Origin of the sequence: Streptomyces shaanxiensis, from assembly GCF_039537145.1 — a bacterium.
GTDB lineage: Bacteria > Actinomycetota > Actinomycetes > Streptomycetales > Streptomycetaceae > Streptomyces > Streptomyces shaanxiensis.
This window is the reverse complement of record NZ_BAAAZY010000006.1, coordinates 13,657-35,702: the sequence shown is the minus strand read 5'-3', so window position 1 is coordinate 35,702 and position 22,046 is coordinate 13,657. Positions and strand designations below refer to the sequence as shown.

Sequence of the window (22,046 nt, the reverse complement as noted above, 5' to 3'; positions counted from 1 at the left end):
AACAAAACGCAAGGCGCTACGCGCACCCCCACTCAGCGCCACAGGCGCCGCAGGCACAGACGCGCCCCCCGACCACCGCCTCCCCCACACATGCGAAAGTCCCGCCCCTCACACACAGGGGCGGGACTCCACGAACCGACGAACGAACCGTCAGCCGATCTCGGTACCCGTGGCAGACAGCGCCTCGGTCACCGGCTGGAAGAACGTCTCCCCACCGGAGGTGCAGTCGCCGCTGCCCCCGGAGGTGAGGCCGACCGCCTTGTCACCGGAGAACAGCGAGCCGCCGCTGTCGCCGGGCTCGGCGCAGACGTCGGTCTGGATCAGCCCGTTGACGATGTCGCCGTTGCCGTAGTTCACCGTAGCGTCGAGCCCGGTGACCTTGCCGTCGTGCACCTGGGTGGTCGACCCGCTGCGGGTGACCTCCATGCCGACGGTGGCCTCGGCGGCCCCGCTGATGGCCTGCGAGGAGCCGTTGTAGAGGTTGACCTCACTCGGGTGGTCGACCTCGGCGGTGTACTTCACCAGCCCGTAGTCGTTGTCCGGGAAGCTGGACACCTCGTTGGTGCCGATCTGGTTGCCGCTGGAGTCGGACCAGTCCGTGATGCCCTCGGTGCAGTGCCCGGCGGTCAGGAAGAACGGCTCGCCGCCCTTGACGACGTTGAAGCCGAGCGAGCAACGGCCACTGCCACCGGTGATGGCGTCACCACCCGCGACGAAGGGCTTGAACTCACCCTTCGTGCGCTGGAGTTCGGCCTTGGCGCCGAGCCCGTCGACGACCTCGGTCAGCTTGGCCAGCTCGGCCTTGGAGACCGTGCGGTCGGCGGTGACGACGACCTTGTTGGTCGTGGGGTCGGTCGCCCACGAGGTACCGGGAATGGTCGCGTCCGCCTTGAGCGTCGTACGCGCGCTCTTCAGCTCGGCGAGCGAGTTCTCGACGACCCGCGCCTTGGCGCCGGCCGCCTCGACGGCGTCGGCGGCGGCCTCGTCGAGGACGTTCACCACAAGGTTCTTGGCCTGCGCGTCGTAGTAGGTACCCGCGGCATCGGCGCCGAGGTCCTGGGCGAGCGTCGAGGCGAGCTTTCCGGCCGCGCCGACCGACAGGGTCTTGAGCGCGGGCGCCTCGGGCGTCTCACTCGCGTTCGCAGTCTGCAAGGTCACTCCCGCGGCCACCAGTGCGGCGATGCCCGCACCTGCCACGGCTGCACGCCGCTTGGGTATGCGTCGGTGCTTCAACTTACGTCCTCCTGTGGGGGGTCGGCCCGAGAGGTTGTGGGGACCTCGCCGGACCGGAAGGCGTACGGCTTCGGGGGCGGTGCACAACAAAAGCCACACCCGCGCCGGTTGAACAACGCTCACTATTCCGAGACCCGCAGGGAGCGCACAAGGTCGACTTCCGGACGCGCGTAGAACACGGTTGCACGCCCCCGTTGTCTTGACCGTGCACAGTCACGCGGGGTCTCTTCGCACAGCAAACACCGCAAGCGAGCGAACCATACGCAACGCGTTAGGTCTACTCCTGTCTTGAAATCGATCCTTCCGGATCCAAATCCAAGCGCGGCTCAAGAGGCGGAAGTTCCTCCTGCACGGCCCGCGACTCGGCCCGCGACTCAACGGACGGGGTCCGCTGCGCACCGCCGACCTCCCCCGGCACCTGCGCCCCTTTCTCCAGAAACCGCAACAACTCCACCGGAATCGGAAGCACCAACGTGGAGTTCTTCTCGGCCGCCACCGCCATCACCGTCTGCAGCAGCCGCAGCTGAAGAGCCGCGGGCGCATCGGCCATCTGATGCGCCGCCTCCGCCAGCTTCTTCGAGGCCTGGAGCTCCGCGTCGGCGTTGATCACCCTCGCCCGCCGCTCCCGGTCGGCCTCGGCCTGCCGGGCCATCGACCGCTTCATGGTCTCGGGCAGCGACACGTCCTTGATGTCCACCCGGTCGATGGTCACGCCCCACTCCACCGCCGGGCTGTCGATCATCAACTCCAGCCCCTGGTTGAGTTTTTCCCGGTTGGACAACAAATCGTCCAGTTCGCTCTTGCCGATGATCGACCGCAGCGACGTCTGCGCCATCTGCGAGACCGCGAACCGGTAGTCCTCCACCCGCACGACCGCCTCGGCCGGCGAGGTCACCTTGAAGTAGACGACGGCGTCGACCCGCACGGTGACGTTGTCCCGCGTGATGCCCTCCTGCGCGGGCACGGGCATCGTCACGATCTGCATGTTCACCTTGCGCAGCTTGTCGACGCCCGGAACGATCATGGTGAACCCGGGCCCGCGCACCTGGGACCGGAGCTTCCCGAGGCGGAAGACCACGCCCCGTTCGTACTGTTTGACGACCCGCGCGGCCGCCGCCACATACACCACACCGGCGGACGCGAGCGTCACTCCCGCCGCCACCAGCTCCTCGACCATCACCGACCCCCAGGGTCCGACGTGGGTGGGCGCTTACAGGCGAGCACTGCCTGTACGTCGACGGTAACCCCGTGGCGCGACCAAGGGCGAGCCCCCGCACGACAGTTGCGTGCGGGGGCTCACATGCTGCTGGCTGCAGGTCAGGCCGTACAGGTGCCGCTGTCCGGCCGAGTGTCAGCGGACGCCGAACGTCAGTAGACGCTCACGCCGTACGCGCTGAGGGCTTCGGTGACCGGCTGGAAGAAGGTCGTACCACCGGAGCTGCAGTTGCCGCTGCCGCCGGAGGTCAGACCGTACGCGGTGCCGTTGCTGCCGTAGAGCGAACCGCCGGAGTCGCCGGGCTCGGCGCAGACGGTGGTCTGGATGAGACCGCCGACGACGTCGCCGCCGCCGTAGTTGACGGTCGCGTTGAGGGCGGTGACCCGGCCGCTGTGCGTACCGGTGGTGGAGCCGTCACGGATGACGGTGGTGCCCACGCTGGGCGTGGCCGCGCGGGTGATGTCCACGCCGTTCGCGGTGCCGGGGCGGCTGACGGAACCGGAGTACCGCACGATGCCGTAGTCGTTGCCCGGGAAGCTGGAGCCGGCGGTCGAGCCGATGACCGTGGTACGGCCGGAGTTGGAGTACCAGGTGCCCGCGCCGTCGGTGCAGTGACCGGCGGTCAGGAAGTACTGGTTGCCGCTGCTGTCCTGGACGTTGAAGCCGAGCGAGCAGCGCCAGCTACTCGCATAGATTGCGTCGCCGCCCTGGATGAACTTGCTGAACTTGCCGGCGGTGCGCTTGATCGTGAGCGCGTCGGCGTTGGAGCCGGCCTGCTCCTTGATCTTCGCGATCTCCGCCTGGGAGACCGTGGAGTCGACGGTCACCGTGACGCGGTTGGTCTTGCTGTCGACCGCCCAGGCGGTGCCCGGGATGTCGGCCTTCAGCACCGAGCCGCTTGCGCTCTTGAGTTCGGCGGCGCTGAAGGTGGTGGAAGAGTCGGCGGCGGTCGCGCTGGGGATCGCGAACGCGGCTGCGGCCACGAGGCCGGAGGAGACGGCGATCAGCCGGGTCCGTCTCGTAATGCCACTGCGGGGGGTGGTGCGCTTGATCCTCACTTTTCGTTCCCTCCAAGGGAAGTCGGGGGCCCGCGTGGGGTGGGGCCCGTGAGGCGCAGTCAGCGGGCCACAGGTCCGGATTTCGAACACGCCGTGCCCCTGACAAGCGCTGAGGGGGAGTATTCGGCCGAACGACCGGTAGACGCAAGGGCGCCTTTCGGCCGTCAAGCTTTGAACGATCTGCGCGAATTGGCCGCTCCTGCCCCGGTCAGCGCGCCTCCCGGCGCGAGCCCGGCACGTCTCGGCAGCGGGGTCGAAGGCGCGTACGCGCACGCCTCCGCCCCCTCACACACCAGCGCAACCAGCCGATGCGCCCCGTACGCCACCCGCGCCCGCCTCACCGGCCCTGAGCACAACTCCGTCACCATCGGCCACCCATGCCCCGGGGATGTCCGGAAGTCGCCGCTGCTTCCACAAACCGTCAGCAACCGTCGCAGGGGCAGCAGCAACCACAGTCGCCGCAGTCGCAGTCACGGCAGCAGCCCTCGCGCTTCTTGCGGGACCACGGGCCCTCGTACTCCTTCGCGCAGCACAACTTGCAGGTGCAGCACAGCAGCCAGAACATCCCGCAGCCGGCCCAGAACCCACGCCGCCCCTTCGGCGGCTGCGGGGCCGGCCCACCGCCGAACCCGCCGAAGCCACCACCACCGCCACCGGCTCCGCCCCCGCCGAGCGCGCCGCCACCTCCGGCGTACGGGTTCCCGCCGGCGTACGGATTCTGCGGCGCCCCATACGGCCCCTGCCCCTGACCCGGCCCATGCCCATGTCCATGCCCCGGCTGATGCGACGCGCACATGGGCACCGTGCCGAACGCCCGGTCCACCGAGCGCCGCAGCTCGTGCACGAGCAGCAGGTGCGCGAGCCGGGCATCCGTGAACTCGACCTCGCGCAGCGCCAGCCGCACCCCGTGCACGGCGTCGTCGGCGAGCCGTCGCGCCTCGGTGAGCGAGGTCCCGGTCGCGGTGAGCGGGTTCCACGCCCCCGCCTCGACGTCGGCCACCTGGTCCTCCACGGCGTCCAGGAGGTGCGCCAGCCGGCCGAAGAGGCGCCCGGCCTCGGCGAGCGGCACGGCGTTGTGCGGCCGTCCGGCCAGGATCGCGGTGTGGGCGAAGGCCGCGGCGGTCGCCGTCTCGGTCGGTTCGGTCACCGCGAGGATCGGCGTCCCGGGCCCGGCGAGCGACTCGATACCGACCTGCCGGTCCACGGCGTCGACGAGTACTGCGGTGTCGAACCCGACGGCCGAGCCGCTACGGGCACCCGCCGCACCCCAGCCCGAGGCCACCCGGCGCGCGGCGAGCGCCAGCGGCCTGCGGGCCAGCAGCCCGTCCCCGTCGGCCACATGGTCACGCACCTTGGCCGAGGCGAGCACCAGCGAGACGGCGGCGGCGAGCCGCGCGCCCTCCCCCTGCGCGACGGACGCGGTCCGCATCCCGCGCAACGGGCACGGTCCCGCCGTACGCCGCAATCCACTGTTCTGCTCGGCCTGAGCCTCCGTCAGAACGGAAATCAGCAGCCCGTCGTAGTTCGTCACGATCCGAGCGAACTGGCCGTGGTCCCCGCGCAATGAGAGGCACAGCCCGCACAAATGAGCCATCCACTGCCCGGTGAGGTTCTCTCCGAGCCGATGACGACAGGGCCTGACGATTCCGAACACGACGTTCCCCCGAGGTTCTTACGACGTTCCTGCGACGCTGAGCTGCCGCATCGTACCGACCGGGGTTCCGGTCGCGACGGCCGACTCGTTCACCCGTACGCACTCCGGCTCACCCATACGCCGCGAAGAATCATATTTCACTCACAGTCAGCAGCCGTACGTGGCATGCCCCTTGGGGGACACGGGCTCTCGACGGATTCGCTGTGCACCAGTACCGTCACAAACCCCCCGCGCGGCGTCTATCCACTTGGCACGACGTCCGCATCATGGATGACCATAGGGATGCGGAAGGCAAAAGAGACCGCTGTGAGAGGAGGCGTCCATGGGATCGGTGCGCAAGGCGAGTGCCTGGCTGGGCCTCGTTGACGACAACGATGACGAGCGTTACTACGACGACGACTACTCCGAAGGGACCGAGCCCGGGGATGCCTGGGTCACCGACCCACGGGTGAAGGTGGCCACGGACGTCGCCGAGGAGAAGGGCCGCCGTATCGGCACGGTCACCCCGGACAGCTTCCGGGACGCCCGCGCCATCGGCGAGCTGTTCCGGGACGGCGTCCCCGTCATCATGAACCTCACGGCCATGGAGCCCGCCGACGCCAAGCGGGTCGTCGACTTCGCGGCGGGGCTCATCTTCGGCCTGCGCGGCTCGATCGACCGCGTGTCCAACCGTGTGTTCCTGCTGACTCCGGCCGACACGGAGATCATCAGCGGGGAGGCGTCGCAGCACCGCACGGACGGCTTCTACAACCAGAGCTGAGGCAGGGCCGCTCGCCGGCCCTGCCCCCTGGTGGGTCAGCGGAAGGCGTCGAGTCCGGTGAGCGCCTTGCCCAGCACGAGCTGGTGCATCTCGACGGTGCCCTCGTAGGTGAGCACCGATTCGAGGTTGGTCGCGTGCCGCATCACGGGGTATTCGAGCGAGATCCCGTTGGCACCGAGGATCGTCCGGGACGTACGGCAGATGTCGATGGCCTCGCGGACGTTGTTGAGCTTGCCGAAGCTGACCTGCTCGGGACGCAGGCGGCCGGCGTCCATGCGCCGCCCCAGATGGTGGGCGAGCAGAATCCCCTTGTGCAGTTCGAGCGCCATGTCGGCGAGCTTGGCCTGGGTGAGCTGGAAGCCCCCGATCGGCCGGCCGAACTGCTCCCGCGACTTCGCGTAGTCGACAGCGGCCTCGAAACAGGACCGAGCCGCTCCCATGGCACCCCACACGATCCCGTACCGGGCGTGCGAGAGACAGCTGAGCGGCCCCTTGAGCCCGACGACCTCCGGCAGCACCGCATCGGCGGGCAGCCGTACGTCGTCCATCACGAGCTCACTGGTGACGGAGGCGCGCAGCGACAGCTTGTGCTTGATCTCCGGGGCGGAGAATCCGGCACTGTCGGTCGGCACGACGAACCCGCGGATCCCCTCGTCGGTCTGCGCCCACACGACGGCGACCCCGGCGACGGACCCGTTGGTGATCCACATCTTCCGCCCGCCCAGCACCCAGTCGCCGCCGTCCCGCTTGGCATACGTCCGCATGGAGGCCGGGTCGGAACCGTGGTCGGGCTCGGTCAGCCCGAAGCACCCGATGACCTCACCGGAGGCCATGCGGGGCAGCCACTCCTGCTTCTGCTCCTCGCTGCCGAACCGGTGAATGGCGTACATGGCGAGGGATCCCTGCACGGAGACGAGGGAGCGGATCCCGGAGTCGGCGGCCTCCAGCTCCAGACAGGCCAGCCCGTACTGCACGGCGGAGGCCCCGGCACACCCGTACCCGCTGAGCGACATCCCGAGGGCACCGATCTCCCCCAGCTCCCGGGCCAGCTCACGAATCCCCGGCAGCTCGCCGCTCTCGTACCACTCGGCGACGTACGGCAGCACCCGATCCGTCGCCCACGCCCGCACGGTGCTCCGGATCGCCAGGTCCTCGGGCTCCAGGAGGTCGTCGATACCGAGAGGGTCGGCGGGGTCGAACGGGGGCAACTTCGAGGACGCGGACATGGGAGACCTTCCGGCAGGGACGGAAAACTAGCACCGCTAATTACGACGAGGCCGACGCTACGACGCAAGGTCCCGTGCGTCCAGTACATCCAAGGCCCACGAACCGCCGACGGGGAGCACGCACCCTCAGGTTGCCCACCACCTCGGACAGCCGCCGACGGCGGGGAACCCCCACAGGAGAGGTCCACCCGTCAAGAAACCGGAAACGAGTGGTGCGCGGGTGGGAGAAGGCCTGGTCAGGCGGAGACGCGGGACTCCGCGACTTCCCTCGGCTTGGGCAGCTCCACCGCGGGCGCCTCGCACTGCATGACTCGCGGCAACCGCAACGCCATCACCGCCCCCAGCAGCAACAACCCCGCACTCACGAGCAACGTGACATGCAGCCCGTGCACGAAGGAGTCCCGGGCCGCATGCCGCAGGGCAACCCCGGCCGGCCCGCCCAGCTGCGCGGCAACCTCGTACGCCTCCCCCAACGAGTGCGAGGCCGCCGTAGAGGCAGAGGCAGGGACGCCCCCCACATGCGCCAGCCCGGGGGCATACGCCGCGTTCATCACGCTGCCCAGCAGCGCGATCCCGATCCCGGCGCCCAGCTGGTAGGACGTCTCACCGATCGCCGCCGCCCCACCGGCCTGCTCCTGCGGAGCCTCGCTCAGCATGGACTCGTACGCCCCGAAGAGCGTCGTCTCCAGCCCGAAGCCGAGCAGCACGAACCCGAACAGCAGCAGCGGGGGGTTGTCCGATCCGCCCATGGCCGTCAGCAGCACGACCGCGGCCGCGGTCAGGCCGAACCCGGCGCACACCATGCGCCGCGGCCCGAACCGTCGTAGCATGCGCGCCCCCGCCAGCCCCGCGGCCATCGCGGCGAAGGTCAGCGGCAGCAGCCGCAGCCCCGTCTCCAGCGGCGACAGCCCCAGCACCAGCTGCAGATACTGCGCCGCGATCAGCTCGAGCCCGACCAGCGCGAGCATCGCCAGCACGATGCACCCGACGGACGTACTGAACGCCGGTCGCGCGAACATCCGCAGGTCCACCAGCGGATGCGCCCGGCGTCGCTGGCGGCGTACGAAGAGCACCAGCAGCACCGCACCGATCACCAGCGGTGCCACGGTGAACACGCTGCCCGCGGCCTCGCCGCCGCCGAGCCGCTTCACGCCCAGCACCACACCGAACAGGCCGGCCGCCGCCAGCAGCGCGCCGATCACGTCCCAGGGGCCCTTGCCGTCGCCCTTGGACTCGGGCAGCAGAAGTCGTCCCACCGGAAGGCTGACCAGCATCAGCGGGATGTTGACGAGGAAGACCGAGCCCCACCAGAAGTGCTCCAGCAGGAAGCCGCCGAGCAGCGGCCCGACCGCCGCGCCCACGGCGGCCACGGCGCTCCAGATACCGATCGCGAGGGCGCGCTCCCGCCGGTCCGGGAAGACCTGGCGCAGGATCGACAGCGTCGCGGGCATGATCATCGCGCCACCGACGCCGAGCAGGGCGCGGGCGAGGATCAGCACCTGTGGGTCGTGCGCGAGGGCCGCGAGGCCGGAGGCGATGCCGAAGAGGCCGTATCCGAGCAGCAGGACGCGTCTGCGGCCCACCCGGTCGCCGAGCGTGCCGAAGAGGATCAGCAGCGAGGCGCAGACCAGCGGGTAGATGTCGACGATCCAGAGCAGTTCTATCGCGCCGGGCCGGAGGTCCTCGGTGACGGCGGGGACCGCCACGTGCAGCACGGTCGCGTCGACCGCGACCAGGAGCAGGCTGACGCAGAGGACGACGAGAACGACCCAGCGGTTGGCACCGGCCCCGGCCGCCCGACGGCGCAGCGCAGCGGCAGCCGTGGTCGTCCCGGACATGTACGTACCTCCCAGTGTTTCCTCTCCCTCGGCGGGCTCACGGGGTGGGGACTTCCCGTGACTCGGCCGGAGAGGAGCGGTGATCTCCGGCCCGCGCAACGAAGGGCGAGTGACTCGTCAGGTTACGCGAGTCCTCGTCGGTGCCGAGTGGCGGACCTCTCAGACCTCGCACAGAACGCGTGTGGCGTACGCCACTCCCCTGCCCTGTGACCACGTCCCGGCGGTCAGTCCGGTTCGGCCCACCGTCGATAATCGAGCCCGTGACCGATCTTGACACGCGCATGGCACCGCCCGGCCCGTCGGCCCTGCGCCGCGCGGCCCCGGCCCTCCTCGGCTACGCGGCCGTGCGCGCCCTGAGCCTGCTGGCCCTGGCCGTGTGGAGCGCGGCGCGCGACAAGAGCGCGTACACCCTGCTGACCGCCCGCTGGGACGCCCTGTGGTACGCGAGGGTCGCGGAGCTGGGCTACGGCTATGAGGTGCGCATGCCGAACGGCGACGTGCACTCGAACCTGGCGTTCTTCCCACTCCTGCCGTGGCTGGAGCGGCTCGGCGCGACCCTGACCCCGCTGTCGTACGCCGACGCGGGCTTCGCCGTGAGCCTGCTCGCCTCGCTCGCCGCGGCCTGGGGGATCTTCGCGGTCGCCGATCACATATATGGCCCCCGAGCGGGGGTGTGCGCCGTGCTGCTGTGGGCCGTGCTTCCCGTCGGGATCGTGCAGTCGATGGCGTACAGCGAGTCACTGTTCACCGCGCTCGCCGCCTGGTCGCTGTACGCCGTCCTGACCGGCCGATGGATGGCGGCGGGCGCCCTCGCCATGCTGGCGGGCCTGACCCGCCCGGTGGGGCTCGCCGTCGTGGCGGCGGTGTGGGCGGCGGGGATCGCCTCTTTCGTGCGAGACCGGAGCACAGCGGGGCCGCACGGCTCACGGCACGTGACACGCGCCCTCGGCATGCTTCTCGCCCCCCTCGGTACCGCCGGCTACGTCCTCTGGGTCGGCCACCGCACCGGCAAGGGCCCGCTCGGTTATGTGGACGTCCAGGCCGGCTGGCGCAACGGCTTCGACGGCGGTTACGCCTTCGCCCGGTTCGTCGCGGACAAGTTCACGTCGTTTCCGTCGGCCCTGGCGGGGATCGGGCTGATCATCGGGGTCGGGCTGGTGGTGTGGCTGTACGTCGTCTGCGTACGGCAGCGCCAGCCGCTCCCGCTCCTGGTATACGGCGGCATCGTCACCGCGCTCGCCCTGTGCGCCTCGAGCTACTTCGGCTCGAAACCGCGGCTGCTGCTGCCCGCCTTCCCCCTGCTGCTGCCCCTCGCGCTCTCCCTGTCCCGGCTGCGTACCCGCAGGTCGGCGGGGGGGCTGGCCGGGGTCGCAGTGGCCTCCGCGGTGTACGGGGCGTTCTGGCTGAACGGCTCCGGTCCGCCCTGACCGACCCCCGGCCGCCGGTGAGCACTCGGATAATTCCGTCCCAGCATTCGGTGAACGAATTAATAAGCGGCGAAAAACAAGCGCATCAGAATGATCAAAGGAAATGAAGGGTACAGCGCGCGAGGATTGTGGATTCCGAGGAAATAGACGCCTCGCTGAGAGGAATCCCACATCACATCGTCATCACAAACCGGCGGAATCGCGCGGGAACAGAGCTCACTCGCTGTAACGTCGATTGGGTGCGTACCGAACGAACCCTCACCCGTCTGGACCGGGTGTTCGCCAGGCTGGACCGGGAACCGGAACGTCCGGCACACATCGACGTGCCGAAGATGAGCCGGCACCGGATCGTGCTGTTCGCCTCCACGCTGGCCTTCTATGTGGCGATCGTATGGGCCGTCCTCATCACTTCGTGGCTGGTCCGGCTCGACTGGCAGGTCATGTTCTTCCGGCCGTACCAGCAGTGGGCCGAGATCCACGCGTTCGTCGACTACTACGTGGTGCTCGGCCAGCGCGGCCCGACCGCCGTGATGGTCGCGTCCTGGCTGGGCTGGCGTTCGTGGCGGCAGCACACGCTGCGGCCGCTGCTCGCGCTCGGTGTCTCACTGCTCCTGCTGAACATCACCGTGGGTGCCGCCAAGCTCGGCATGGGCCGCCTCGGCCCTCACTACGCGACCTCCATCGGCTCGAACGAGATGTGGCTGGGCGGCGATATATTTCCCAGCGGCCACACCGCCAACGCCGTGGTGACCTGGGGAATCCTGGCCTATCTGGCCTCGACGCCGAGAGCGCGCCGCTGGCTGTCGGCCCTGTCCGCGGTGACCTCGCTGGGCGTCGGCCTCGCCACGGTCTACCTCGGTACGCACTGGCTGAGCGATGTGCTGCTCGGCTGGGCCGCGGGTCTGCTGATCATGCTGGCGCTGCCGTGGTTCGAGCCGCTGATCGCGCGCGCGGAGACCTGGATCCTCGACCTGCGCGACCGCAGGCGCGCACGTCAGGCCGTCCCGGCACAGTTGCCGCCCGCTCCCGTCGAGGTGCCGGTGCTGCTCAAGCCGCACCCGGCCGCCGCCGAGGACGAGGCCGCGGCATGCGAGAAGGCCTCCACGGCCCGCTCGGCGCGGACATCCATCCACGTGGCACCGCTACCGCACACGGCCCGCGCGGAGCGCGCACCGGTCACGCCGGTCGGCAGCCGCCGCCCGCCCCACCCGGACCGCCTGTCCCACGGCGCCACCCCGGCGGCCCAGCCGCTGACGGGCGGCTGAGCACAGGGCAGCGCAGGGCGGCACAGAACAGCGGGGTTCGGCACGGGTTCGGTACGCACAACCGGCCCGCACGACGAAGGCCCCGGCTCCTCTCCAGGAGCCGGGGCCTTCGCTCTTGCACAGCCCCGCGTCGAGCCTCCGTCAGCCCTTCCAGGCCCGCGCCACCTGGCCGTCCTTGACCTCGAAGTTCAGCCGGCCCTCGCGGTACTCCATGGTGATGATCGCCCCCGGCGGCAGCGAACGCACCGTCGACCACCCTCGGTCACGGGCGAGCCGCTCGGCCCGGTCGGCGTCGAGTCCGACATAGGTGTCCGGGTTGTCGTGGGGCTCGGCAGGGGGTTTCGGAATGGGTGCCATGCCGCCACGCTAGGGCCTGCACGAAGGGTCGGGCCAGAGCGGACCGTGAACCTTTGTAGCGGCCATCCGAGTCACACGTACCTCTCGGGTCACGCTTTTGTCACAGGATCACGACACGCGTTTCAGCCGTACTTCGTCACACTAACGAGCGGTTCCATAGGCCTTCCGCAGGCATTCGATCGTAATTCCCGCGTGTCGCGACGACCCCGCCAATAGCCCGGCGGAAAAGTTCCGGGAGAACTGCCCGCGAACTCGTTTTCCCCGCCATTCCGCACCGGCCGCGGAAGCCGGTTCCGCACAGAAAGTACATGGTTCCGGCACAGAACCCCCGTACGCCCCCTGTCGGAGCACTGCCGACGCGAGCATCATGGCGTGAGCTCGCGTCGGCAGCGTGCGGCGCGGGTTCAGCGGGCCCGGGGCGCGACGAGCGAAGGGGCGAGCCAGCGATGGGGACGCAGACCGTACAAGGGACGGCACGGCCCATGCGAGGCATCCAGCCCGGCGGCCGTGTGGTCGTCGACTGGCTGACCACCACCGACCACAAGAAGATCGGGCATCTCTACCTGATCACGTCGTTCGTGTTCTTCCTGGCCGGCGGTGTCATGGCACTGCTGATGCGGGCCGAACTGGCCCGGCCGGGGCTGCAGCTGCTGACCAACGAGCAGTTCAACCAGCTGTTCACCCTGCACGGCACGATCATGCTGCTGCTGTTCGCCACCCCGACCTTCGCGGGCTTCGCCAACGAGCTGATGCCGCTGCAGATCGGCGCCCCGGACGTGGCCTTCCCCCGGCTGAACATGTTGTCGTACTGGCTGTTCCTGTTCGGCGGCCTGATCGTGATGGGCTCGCTGATCGTGCCGAGCGGGCCGGCCTCCTTCGGCTGGTTCGCCTACGCGCCGCTCAACGGCCTGGAGCGCTCCCCCGGGATCGGCCCCGACCTGTGGATCATGGGGCTCGCGCTGGCCGGCTTCGGCACGATCCTCGGCGCCGTCAACTTCATCACCACGATCATCGGGATGCGCGCCCCCGGGATGACGATGTTCCGGATGCCGATCTTCGTGTGGAACACGCTGTTCACGTCGATTCTGATCCTGATGGCGTTCCCGGTGCTGGCGGCGGCGCTGCTCTGTCTGGAGGCGGACCGGCGGTTCGGCTCGCACATCTTCGACGCGGCCAACGGCGGGGCGCTGCTGTGGCAGCACCTGTTCTGGTTCTTCGGCCATCCCGAGGTCTACATCATCGCGCTGCCGTTCTTCGGCATCATCACCGAGATCATCCCGGTCTTCTCCCGCAAGCCGATGTTCGGCTATCTGACGCTGGTCGCGGCGACGATGGCGATCACCGGTCTGTCGGTGGTGGTGTGGGCGCACCACATGTTCGCGACGGGCGCGGTCCTGCTGCCGTTCTTCTCGTTCATGAGCTTCCTGATCGCGGTGCCGACGGGCGTGAAGTTCTTCAACTGGACCGGCACCATGATCAAGGGCTCGCTGTCGTTCGAGACGCCGATGCTGTGGTCGGTGGGCTTCCTGGTGACGTTCCTGTTCGGCGGCCTCACCGGGGTGATCCTGGCGTCGCCGCCGATGGACTTCCACGTCACGGACACGTACTTCGTGGTCGCGCACTTCCACTACGTCGTCTTCGGCACGGTCGTCTTCGCGATCTTCGCCGGGTTCTACTTCTGGTGGCCGAAGTTCACCGGGAAGATGCTGGACGAACGGCTCGGCAAGATCCAGTTCTGGACGCTGTTCATCGGCTTCCACACCACCTTCCTGGTGCAGCACTGGCTGGGCGCGGAGGGCATGCCGCGCCGGTACGCCGACTATCTCGCCGCCGACGGCTTCACGGCGCTGAACACGGTCTCGACGATCGGCGCGTTCCTGCTCGGCCTGTCGACGCTGCCGTTCCTCTACAACGTCTGGAAGACCGCCAAGTACGGCAAGAAGGTCGAGGTCGACGACCCCTGGGGTTACGGCCGCTCCCTGGAGTGGGCGACGTCCTGCCCGCCCCCGCGGCACAACTTCACGACGCTGCCGCGGATCCGTTCCGAGTCCCCGGCGTTCGACCTGCATCATCCCGACCACGCGTCGGAGGCTCCGCAGCCCGAGCCAAAGAGCGAGCAAGCCGGCCGTGAGCCGTCCTGATCTTCTCGACGAGCTCGTCCGGCTCCAGGACCTCGAACTCGAAGCCCATCAGCATCACGTGGATCACCATCACGTCGAGGCTCCCGGCACCGGTGCGCAGCAGACAGCTGTCGGGACCCTCCGCCTCCAGTTGCCCGGTGGTGGGCGAGATGCTCGCCGCCGCCTCCTCCAGGGGCACCAGCAGCCGGATGACGGCGTGCGAGGCGTACGCGCGCGTGGAGACGCCCTGGGAGACGTACGCGGCGAGGTCCTCGGCGGGCGGGGTGCGCGGGGTGAAGCGCGGGCCGTGCGGGGGCTTGGGGGCGATGCGGTCGACGCGGAACGTACGCCAGTCGTCGCGGTCGAGGTCCCAGGCGACCAGGTACCAGCGGCGCTCGCTGCACACCAGGCGGTGCGGTTCGACGGTGCGGCGGGTGGGGGCGCCCTCGTGGTCGCGGTACTCGAAGCGCAGCCGCTCGGCGTCCCGGCAGAGGTTGGCGAGCTCGGTCAGGACGGCCGGGTCGACGCCGGAGGGCTGGGGGCCGCGCAGCATCGGCACGGTGAAGGCGTTGAGGGCGCCCACTCGGCGGCGCAGGCGGCCCGGCAGGACCTGCTCCAGTTTGGCGAGGGCCCGTACGGAGGTCTCGCCGATGCCCTCGATGCCCTGGCCTGCGGCGGTGCGCAGGCCGACGGCGACGGCTACGGCCTCGTCGTCGTCCAGCAGCAGGGGTGGCAGCTCGGCGCCGGCGCCCAGTTGGTAGCCGCCGCCCGTGCCGGGGCTGGCGTTGACCGGGTAGCCCAGCTCGCGCAGCCGCTCGACGTCGCGGCGCACCGTGCGCGGGGTGACGCCGAGGCGTGCGGCCAGGTCGGCGCCGGACCATTCCCGGTGGGCCTGCAGGAGGGAGAGCAGCCGCAGGAGTCTTGCCGAGGTCTCCAACATGATCCGATTTTGCCTCGCCTAGGAGCTCGGGAGTGCCCCTAACAGCGTTGCCGGTACCCGGGATTCGACGCTCAGGTTGCCTTGCCGGGTTTCGTACGGGACCCGGGAGGCGGAGGGGTGCACGTCCATGTCACCCGGCGCCAGTCGATGGTCCGACTCCTCCTCCGTCACACTGGCGTACGCGTCCCAGTGGCCCTCCGGCAGGGCCACGCTGCTGGGGAGCGCGGCGCGCAGTCGGCCCGTCGTGGCCGGGGTCAGGGGCAGGGTGACCTCCTCGTCGCCCTCGCGGTGACGCAGCACGAGGTGGGCCGCCTCGGTGGCCACGGCCGCGGTGACGTCAAAGGTCAGCCCGCCGGCTGAATCCGCGATGCAGTCGGCGCGCAGTGGTGCGGCCTGCGACACGGGCGTCATGCGCTGCGGTTCCTCCCTCTCCTCCCTCGGTTCTGTGCTCTGTCGGTTGGACCCGCGATGCGGCCTTTTGGTTGCCCGTCACGGCTGGTACGACAGCTGCGGGACCTCGAAGCACGTGGAGTTCATGTCTCCTTGGGCGACCCATCCCCGGCCGTCCTCCCAGCGGGCCACCGACAGACAGGTCCGGCGGCTCTTCGGTGGTTCGGCCAGCCGCTCGAATCTGACCGGGATCAGCAGGCCGTCGGCGGTGTATCCCTGGCTGCGGTTCATGTGGTCGTCGACGCACGCGCGCGTGACGCCCTGGTCGGCGCACGCCTTCGCCGCGTCCGTGAACCACATGGCCGCGGCCCAGCCCTCCAGTTGCCACTGGGAGTGCGCCTCCAGGTGGTTCGTGGCGTCCCGGAACTCCCGTACGGCGTCCTGGTCCTTGTCCTCGAAATTGCGGGACGACCCGGTCGCCCAGAGGGCGTTGCGGCAGCGCGGAGCGTCCTTGTAGTCCTCGGCGACGGTGGACGTCCAGTTCTGTACGTTCGTGACCTTGGCGGTGACCTCGGCGCCGACGTCGTCCATCGCCTCGCACAGCCGGGCGTTGCCGTGGCTGTCGATGGCGTCGAAGACGAGGTCGGCGCCCTGCTCCTTCAGATCGGCCGCCACCGCACGGAAGTTGGGCAGCGCGAAGTCGACCTGCTCGGCGACCACCTCGTAGCCCTCGGCCTTCAGCCCCCTCTCGACAAGGCGGGCGTAGGCGGCGGACGCGGGCTGGTTGTACGAGACGACGGCGGCCGTACGGGCACCGTGCTCGCGCTTGAAGTAGCGGTAGACCTCGGTGCCGCCGTACTGCTTGCCGTCCCAGCCGGTCGTGCCGCTGCGGGGCGCGAGGCTGCCGTAGATGCCGTAGAGGTGCGGATAGGTGTCGTAGGCGGCCCCGATGGGCTGGCCGCCGATGTCGGGCACGCGCGCGTGTGAGACGCGGGAGGCGCCCGCGTAGTCCAGGGCGGTGGTGGCGACCAGGGCGACGACCTTGTCCTCGTCGATCAGCTCGTGCACGCACTCGTTGTTGCCGACGCCGCTGCCGCCGTCGTCGCACTCGCGCACCTCGACCCGGCGCCCGTCGACGCCCCCGCGCGCGTTGAGGCGGTCGAAGAAGGCCTTGGCGCCGTCGCGCGGGCCGGTGAAGGCGTTGCCGCCGACCGGGCTGGTGGCGCTGGTGATGATGCCGACCCGGATCGGGGTGCGCTCGCCCGCGGGCGCCGAGGGAGTGCTCCGGTCGCGGTGCTCGAAGTCGCTCTCCGGCAGCCGGCTGCCGCACGCCGTACTCAGAGCCAGCACCATCACGGCGATCGCCGCCTCAGCACCCCGGGATCGGCGAACCATTGCCGCTCAACTGGACCAGCGCGCACAGCGTCTTGGCGGACACCTTCCAGGTGCCGTCCTGTTCGACGGCGGTTCCGGAGGCGTTCGGCAGGGCGGTCGCGCCCTTCAGGGTCAGGTCGTACGTCACGTTCGCCTCGGTCGGCGAGGTGAACTCGACCTTGGAGACCTTCGCCTGGACCTGTCCGCCGCGCTCGTCACCGCTGAACGCCTGCAGGACCGGCGCCATCCGATCGCCGTTCTCCAGGACGGTCTGCTTGTCCTCCATGGACGTCGCCGGGTCGAAGAACTTCTGCCAGTTCTGCTTGATCTCCGTCTCGGCCGCCCCCGCGTCGGCGGGTGCCGTCGCGGCCGGCGACTGCCCGCCGGGTTCGGTCTGCTCGACGGTCGGTGTCGGCGGCGTCTCGTTCCCGCCGCCTCCCTCGTCGTCGCTGCAGGTCGTGAGGGCCGGGGTGAGGAAGAGGAGCAGGGCCGCGGCGATCGCGGTCCCCCGTCCGGCCGACCGTGGGCCGCGCCCCCTGTGTGACTTCCGTCGCCTGACGTCGCTCCCGAGAACCATCTGGCTCACCACCGGGTGTCGATCCGGGCCGTGTGCGCCCGGTGCTTTCAGGGTCAGCTTGCAGGAGGCATAGTGCAAGTCCATTGGCGGACATGGAATAGCGCCAGGCACATGCGCAGAAACCAGACGTGCGTGCACTGAAATCCCTACGCGCACGCACCGAAACCCGACGTGTGGGAGCCAGCGATGCGGACAGCCCGACTGCGGACCGTGCACCCGGTGATCTGGGCCGGCTGGGCCGCGCTCGCGGCCGGTGCGGTGCTGTGCGTCATCGGCTGGTACGGCGTCTCCGGCGAGCGGTTCGCCGAGCGGCAGCTGCCGTATCTCGCGTCCTGCACGGTGCCCGGCGCCGCGCTGATCATCGCCGGGTCCGTCCTGCTGACCCATGGCCGGGGCGCGCTCGCCGCCGCGCGCGTGGAGGAGCTGTACGGCCTTCTGGTGGCCGCCGAGCCCGCCGACGCCGAGGAGTCCGGCCAGTCGCCCACGGCGCCGCTCGCGGTCAGCGGGGACCTGCTGATGGTGCCCGGGGGCACCCTCTGGCACCGCGCGGACTGCCCGCTGGTCGCAGGGAAGGCGGAGGCCGTACCGGTCGATGTGAAGCTGGTGAGGAGTGGCGAACTGGGCCCGTGCCCGATCTGTGAGCCCGCCGAAGCGGATCACTGAGGCGGATGACCGATGTCCTCGCTGACGTACGACCTCACCCTGGCCGGCCTGTCGGTCGGCAGCGCCGCCGCGCTCACCGGGATCGGCCTGATCGTCACCTACCGTGCGACCGGCGTGCTGAACTTCGCGCACGGGGCGATCGCGATGGTGTGCGCGTACGCGCTGCGCCAGTGCGTGGTGGAGTGGGGCTGGCCGCTGTGGGCGGGCGCGACGGTGACGCTGCTGGTGCTGGCGCCCGGTATCGGGATGGCGCTGGAACGGTTCGTCTTCCGGCCGCTGTCGGTGCTGGGCAGCGACCCGGCGCAGACCCTGGTCGCGTCCATCGGCGTGTTCGTGCTGCTGGTGGGCGGCGCCGCGCTGCTGTGGGGCCAGGGCGCGCGGGACGACGCGCCGGAGCTGGTGTCGGCGGACCCCTGGGGTCAGCTGGCGGTGGCACTGCTGCTGGCGGCCGGCGTCGGCGCGGTCATCCGCTGGACCCGCTTCGGCCGAGAACTGCGGGCCGTGGTCGACGACCGCCAACTGGCCGTCCTCGGGGGCGTCGACGCGGACCGGGTGGCGGCCGCGGGCTGGGCGTTCGGCTCGTTCACGGCGGGCCTGACGGGCGTCCTGCTGGCGCCGTACGTGCGCCTGGACCCGTACGGCCTGCCGCTGCTGGTCATGGAGGTCGTCGCGGTCGCGGTGGCCGCCCGGATGCGCAGCCTGCCGGTCGCCGTGCTGACCGCGCTCGGCATCGGGGTGGCGCAGAGCCAGCTGACGCGCCTGCACCCGACGGGCTGGGGCGCACCCTTGCTGCAAGCCGTCAGCACGAACCTCTTCGTCGTCGCCCTGCTGATCGCGGCCCTGGCCCTCCCCCGCGTGGGCACCCGCGACGCCCTCCCGCGCACGGCCACCGCGCGCGTGCCGACTCCGCCGGGCGCCTGGATCGTGGCGGCGGTGCTCTTCCTGCTCCCGCTGGGCTTCGCGGGCTCGGACCTGCATACGTCGGTGCAGGTGCCGGCGCTGGCCGTGGTCCTGCTGTCCCTGGTCGTGGTCACGGGCCGCGGCGGCCAGATCTCCCTCGGCCAGGCGGCGTACGCGGGCCTGGGCGCCCTGTTCACGGCCCTGCTGGCGGCCGGCCGCTTCCCGGGCCTGCCCCGCCTGCCGGAGCTCGCGGCCCTGGCCCTGGCGGTCGTCCTGGTGGCCCCCCTGGGTCTCCTGACCGGCTGGCCGGCGATCAGCCGCCGGGGCCTGGCCCTGGCGCTGGTGACCTTCGCGGTGGGCGTCGGCGTGAGCCGCTTCGTGTTCGCCCAGCCCTACGCCGTCTCGGGCCTGTCCCTGGGCCGCCCGGCGGGCTTCGAGGGCGACCGCGCGTACTACGTCCTGGAACTGACCCTCCTGGCGGCCGCCCTCCTGGCGACCTGGCTGCTGCGCCGGGGCCGCACGGGCCGGGCCCTGGCGGCGATGCGGGACCACGAGCCGGGCGCGTCGGCGGCAGGCGTCCAGGTGCCCTCCCTGAAACTCCTGGCCTTCGTCTCGGGCGCGGCCCTGGCGGCCCTGGGCGGCGGTCTGCTCGGCATGGGCCTGCGCGCCTTCGACCCGTCCGCCTACGACCCCGTCCGCGGCCTCCTCTGGTTCGCCGCGGTGGTCGTCCTGGGCGCCGACAGCACCCTGGGCGCCCTGGCCGCGGCAGCCCTCCTGGTGGGCCTGGACGCGGGCGCCCGGGGCGGGGTGGCGGCTGCCCTGATCGGGGTGCTGGCGGTGCTGGTGGGACGGTTCCCCGGGGGGCCGTACGAGGCGGCTCGGACGGCGGCGGGGAGGTTGCGGGGGCGGCGCAGGGTGACGCTGACGGCGTTGGGGGTGGAGGTGCGGGGGCGGCTGCGGACGACGGCTCACCGCGCGGCGCCACCCACGGTGGCACGATCAGCCGCCGACGGCGCTCGGCCCCCACAGGGGCCACCCGCACCCGACGACGAAAGCCGCACGGGCGGTGCGGGCAGGAAACCCAACGCGGCCGCAGGCCGCGTGCCCACCCACGCACCCGCGCCCGACGAGGCCACCCTCACCACCCACCACCTCCAGGCCCGCTATGACGGCTTCACCGTCCTGGAGGACATCACCCTCACCGTCCCCCCGGGCCGGGTCACCGCCGTCATCGGCCCCAACGGCGCAGGCAAAAGCACCCTGTTCCACTGCCTGGCCGGCACCCACCGCCCCACCCGAGGCCAAGTCCTCCTCGGCACCCGAGACATCACCCACCTGCCCGCCCACGCCCGCACCCGCCTCGGCATCGCCCGCACCTTCCAGCAACTGGCCGTCTTCCCCTCACTGACCGTTGCCGAGAACGTCCGCGTAGGCGCCGAACAGGGCCGCCTCCAGGACCCGTCGGCCGTGGAACGATCCCTGCGCCTCCTGGGCCTGGACGGCCCCGTACGCTCCCTGCCCGCCGCCGGCCTCCCCACCGGCACACTCCGGCGCGTCGAGCTGGCCCGGGCCCTCGCCGGCAGCCCTCGCGTACTGCTGCTCGACGAGCCCGCCGCCGGCCTGGACACCGCCGAGGTCACCGCACTGACCCGGATCCTGAAGGCCCTCGCCGCCGACGGCACCGCCCTGCTCGTCGTCGAGCACGACCTCGACCTGGTCGCCGACCTCGCCGACACCGTGCACGTCATGACGGCGGGCCGCATCGTCGCCTCCGGCCCGCCCGACCGCGTACTCGACGCCACAGGCCCCCAGGAGACCCCGGCATGACCACCACCATCGCCCTGCGGCACGCGCGCGTGCGCTACGGCCCGTTGGAGGCCCTGCACGGCGTCACCCTCGCCGCCCCCGGCCCCGGCCTCACCGTTCTGCTGGGACGGAACGGATCCGGCCGTACGACCGCCCTGCGCGCCCTGGCCGGAACGGTGCCCCTGTCCGGCGGCACGGTGGTGTGGGACGGCACCGACATCACCCGTGTGCCCGCCCACGAGCGGGCCCGCCGCGGACTGTGTCTGGTCCCCGAGCGCCAGGCCGTGTTCGGCTCCCTCACGGTGCGCGAGAACCTCGAACTCGCGGCACACTCGTACGACAACGCCCTCGACGCCTATCCCGCCCTGGAGCCCCTTCTCACGCGCCGCGCCGGCACCCTCTCCGGCGGCGAGCAGCGCATGCTCGCGCTGTCCCGCGCCCTGCTGGCACGCGCACGCGTGCTGCTCGTCGACGAGCCCACGCAGGGCATGTCGCCCGCGGTGGCCGCCCGTACGTACGAACTGCTGAGCGAACTCGACGCCTGTGTGGTCGTCGCCGAGCAACGAGTGCCGCCCGTCCTGCGCGGCCGGACGGCACTCGTCCACGAACTGCGGCGCGGCGCGGTCGTGTTCAGCGGCGAGACAGACGAATGGGAGCGCCGTGCAGCGCACCGAACCGGGTCGAGCCCTTCCGGAGGAGCAGCGACGCCCCCAGGGACGCGCCCGAGGTCAGCCGGTCCGTGACGTTCAGTTTCCAGGTCTGTGTACGGCCCGAGAGCCCGTACCGCCTGGAGCAGTGCGGCCAGGCTCCCCACCCCTGCACGGCCACCACCTTCTTGGCGATCGCGATCTGCTCCTTGCGGGTGGCGAGATCCGCGCGCGGGGCGTACTTCGCGCCGCCGAAGCCCACCCAGGTCCGGTGGGAGAACTGCAGGCCGCCGTAGTGGCCGTTGCCGGTGTTGATGTGCCAATTGCCGCCGCTCTCGCACTTGGCGACGCAGCCCCAGGGCCACTGGTCCTTGGCACAGCCGAACACCGCGGGTTTGGGAGGCGGTCCAGGGGCCGGTCGTGGCGGCGCCGTATGGCTTGCGCGTGTTGTGTGCGTGGCCGGCGCTGCCTGCGACGTTCCCGGGGCAACTGCGGTGAGCAGTGCGGCGGCGATGACGATCGTGAGCGGTGTGCATTTCATATGAGCACGCTAGGCAGCTTGTTGCGCTCAGCCGTCGCGGCGCGTCCGAGGTGC

Annotated in this window: 18 protein-coding genes and 1 pseudogene; 7 read left to right on the top strand and 12 right to left on the bottom strand. The window is 70.8% G+C overall.

Annotation, left to right across the window (positions count from 1 at the left end; translation table 11 throughout):
- Nucleotides 1-150 precede the first annotated feature (150 nt).
- The 4 genes from ABD932_RS06960 to ABD932_RS06945 form a co-directional block, all read right to left on the bottom strand.
- Entirely contained in the window at nucleotides 151-1,233 is a 1,083-nt protein-coding gene (locus ABD932_RS06960) for a S1 family peptidase (protein ID WP_345009707.1), read from the bottom strand.
- Between the two features lie 277 nt (nucleotides 1,234-1,510).
- Complete coding sequence (locus ABD932_RS06955; protein WP_345010454.1) at nucleotides 1,511-2,410, bottom strand: slipin family protein; 900 nt, start codon at nucleotides 2,408-2,410, stop codon at nucleotides 1,511-1,513.
- A 191-nt stretch (nucleotides 2,411-2,601) separates the two neighbouring features.
- Nucleotides 2,602-3,507, bottom strand: coding sequence for a S1 family peptidase (locus tag ABD932_RS06950; protein ID WP_345009705.1), 906 nt, complete (start codon nucleotides 3,505-3,507; stop codon nucleotides 2,602-2,604).
- Between the two features lie 421 nt (nucleotides 3,508-3,928).
- Nucleotides 3,929-5,161 (bottom strand): DUF5685 family protein, encoded by a 1,233-nt coding sequence (locus ABD932_RS06945; protein ID WP_345009703.1) that lies wholly within the window; start codon nucleotides 5,159-5,161, stop codon nucleotides 3,929-3,931.
- A 322-nt stretch (nucleotides 5,162-5,483) separates the two neighbouring features.
- On the opposite strand from ABD932_RS06945, the gene ABD932_RS06940 reads away from it, so the two are divergent.
- Entirely contained in the window at nucleotides 5,484-5,921 is a 438-nt protein-coding gene (locus ABD932_RS06940; protein WP_062701561.1) for a cell division protein SepF, read from the top strand.
- A 35-nt stretch (nucleotides 5,922-5,956) separates the two neighbouring features.
- Here the strand turns inward: ABD932_RS06940 and ABD932_RS06935 are convergent, their stop codons facing one another.
- Nucleotides 5,957-7,147 carry an acyl-CoA dehydrogenase family protein gene (locus ABD932_RS06935; RefSeq protein WP_345009699.1) on the bottom strand — a complete coding sequence of 397 codons (1,191 nt, stop codon included), beginning with the start codon at nucleotides 7,145-7,147 and terminating at the stop codon, nucleotides 5,957-5,959.
- Between the two features lie 236 nt (nucleotides 7,148-7,383).
- Nucleotides 7,384-8,985, bottom strand: a complete 1,602-nt coding sequence (locus ABD932_RS06930; protein WP_345009697.1) for an MFS transporter — start codon at nucleotides 8,983-8,985, stop codon at nucleotides 7,384-7,386.
- Nucleotides 8,986-9,245: 260 nt separating this feature from the next.
- Here ABD932_RS06930 and ABD932_RS06925 point away from each other — a divergent pair, with 260 nt between their 5' ends.
- On the top strand, nucleotides 9,246-10,412 hold the full coding sequence (locus tag ABD932_RS06925; RefSeq protein ID WP_345009695.1) for a glycosyltransferase family 39 protein: 1,167 nt from the start codon (nucleotides 9,246-9,248) through the stop codon (nucleotides 10,410-10,412).
- Between the two features lie 239 nt (nucleotides 10,413-10,651).
- The gene (locus ABD932_RS06920) at nucleotides 10,652-11,677 is read left to right on the top strand and encodes a phosphatase PAP2 family protein (RefSeq protein WP_345009693.1); all 1,026 of its coding nucleotides are present in this window, start codon (nucleotides 10,652-10,654) and stop codon (nucleotides 11,675-11,677) included.
- Nucleotides 11,678-11,818: 141 nt separating this feature from the next.
- On the opposite strand, the gene ABD932_RS06915 is transcribed toward ABD932_RS06920, so the two are convergent.
- Nucleotides 11,819-12,034 carry an I78 family peptidase inhibitor gene (locus ABD932_RS06915; protein WP_345009691.1) on the bottom strand — a complete coding sequence of 72 codons (216 nt, stop codon included), beginning with the start codon at nucleotides 12,032-12,034 and terminating at the stop codon, nucleotides 11,819-11,821.
- A gap of 308 nt (nucleotides 12,035-12,342) precedes the next feature.
- Here ABD932_RS06915 and ctaD point away from each other — a divergent pair.
- Nucleotides 12,343-14,055, top strand: a pseudogene (ctaD, locus tag ABD932_RS06910) (aa3-type cytochrome oxidase subunit I); the annotation flags it as partial.
- Here the strand turns inward: ctaD and ABD932_RS06905 are convergent.
- The 4 genes from ABD932_RS06905 to ABD932_RS06890 form a co-directional block, all read right to left on the bottom strand.
- Nucleotides 14,054-15,094, bottom strand: coding sequence for a helix-turn-helix transcriptional regulator (locus ABD932_RS06905; RefSeq protein WP_345009689.1), 1,041 nt, complete (start codon nucleotides 15,092-15,094; stop codon nucleotides 14,054-14,056). The pseudogene ctaD and the gene ABD932_RS06905 overlap by 2 nt on opposite strands.
- Before the next feature lie 18 nt (nucleotides 15,095-15,112).
- Complete coding sequence (locus tag ABD932_RS06900) at nucleotides 15,113-15,505, bottom strand: hypothetical protein (protein WP_345009687.1); 393 nt, start codon at nucleotides 15,503-15,505, stop codon at nucleotides 15,113-15,115.
- 78 nt (nucleotides 15,506-15,583) lie between these two features.
- Complete coding sequence (locus ABD932_RS06895; RefSeq protein WP_345009685.1) at nucleotides 15,584-16,879, bottom strand: ABC transporter substrate-binding protein; 1,296 nt, start codon at nucleotides 16,877-16,879, stop codon at nucleotides 15,584-15,586.
- The gene (locus ABD932_RS06890; protein WP_345009682.1) at nucleotides 16,854-17,435 is read right to left on the bottom strand and encodes an MTB12 C-terminal domain-containing protein; all 582 of its coding nucleotides are present in this window, start codon (nucleotides 17,433-17,435) and stop codon (nucleotides 16,854-16,856) included. The genes ABD932_RS06895 and ABD932_RS06890 overlap by 26 nt, the downstream gene beginning before the upstream one ends.
- A 186-nt stretch (nucleotides 17,436-17,621) precedes the next feature.
- Between ABD932_RS06890 and ABD932_RS06885 the strand changes: the two genes are divergently transcribed.
- From ABD932_RS06885 to ABD932_RS06875, 3 genes are read left to right on the top strand one after another with little or no spacing between them, the layout of a single operon-like run.
- Complete coding sequence (locus ABD932_RS06885; RefSeq protein ID WP_345009680.1) at nucleotides 17,622-18,098, top strand: hypothetical protein; 477 nt, start codon at nucleotides 17,622-17,624, stop codon at nucleotides 18,096-18,098.
- Between the two features lie 12 nt (nucleotides 18,099-18,110).
- On the top strand, nucleotides 18,111-20,825 hold the full coding sequence (locus tag ABD932_RS06880) for an ABC transporter permease subunit (protein ID WP_345009678.1): 2,715 nt from the start codon (nucleotides 18,111-18,113) through the stop codon (nucleotides 20,823-20,825).
- Nucleotides 20,822-21,547, top strand: coding sequence for an ABC transporter ATP-binding protein (locus ABD932_RS06875; RefSeq protein WP_345009676.1), 726 nt, complete (start codon nucleotides 20,822-20,824; stop codon nucleotides 21,545-21,547). Before ABD932_RS06880 ends, ABD932_RS06875 begins: the two co-directional genes overlap by 4 nt.
- Here the strand turns inward: ABD932_RS06875 and ABD932_RS06870 are convergent.
- Complete coding sequence (locus ABD932_RS06870) at nucleotides 21,435-21,992, bottom strand: transglycosylase family protein (protein WP_345009674.1); 558 nt, start codon at nucleotides 21,990-21,992, stop codon at nucleotides 21,435-21,437. The two genes, ABD932_RS06875 and ABD932_RS06870, sit on opposite strands and share 113 nt — an antisense overlap.
- Between the last annotated feature and the right edge of the window lie 54 nt (nucleotides 21,993-22,046).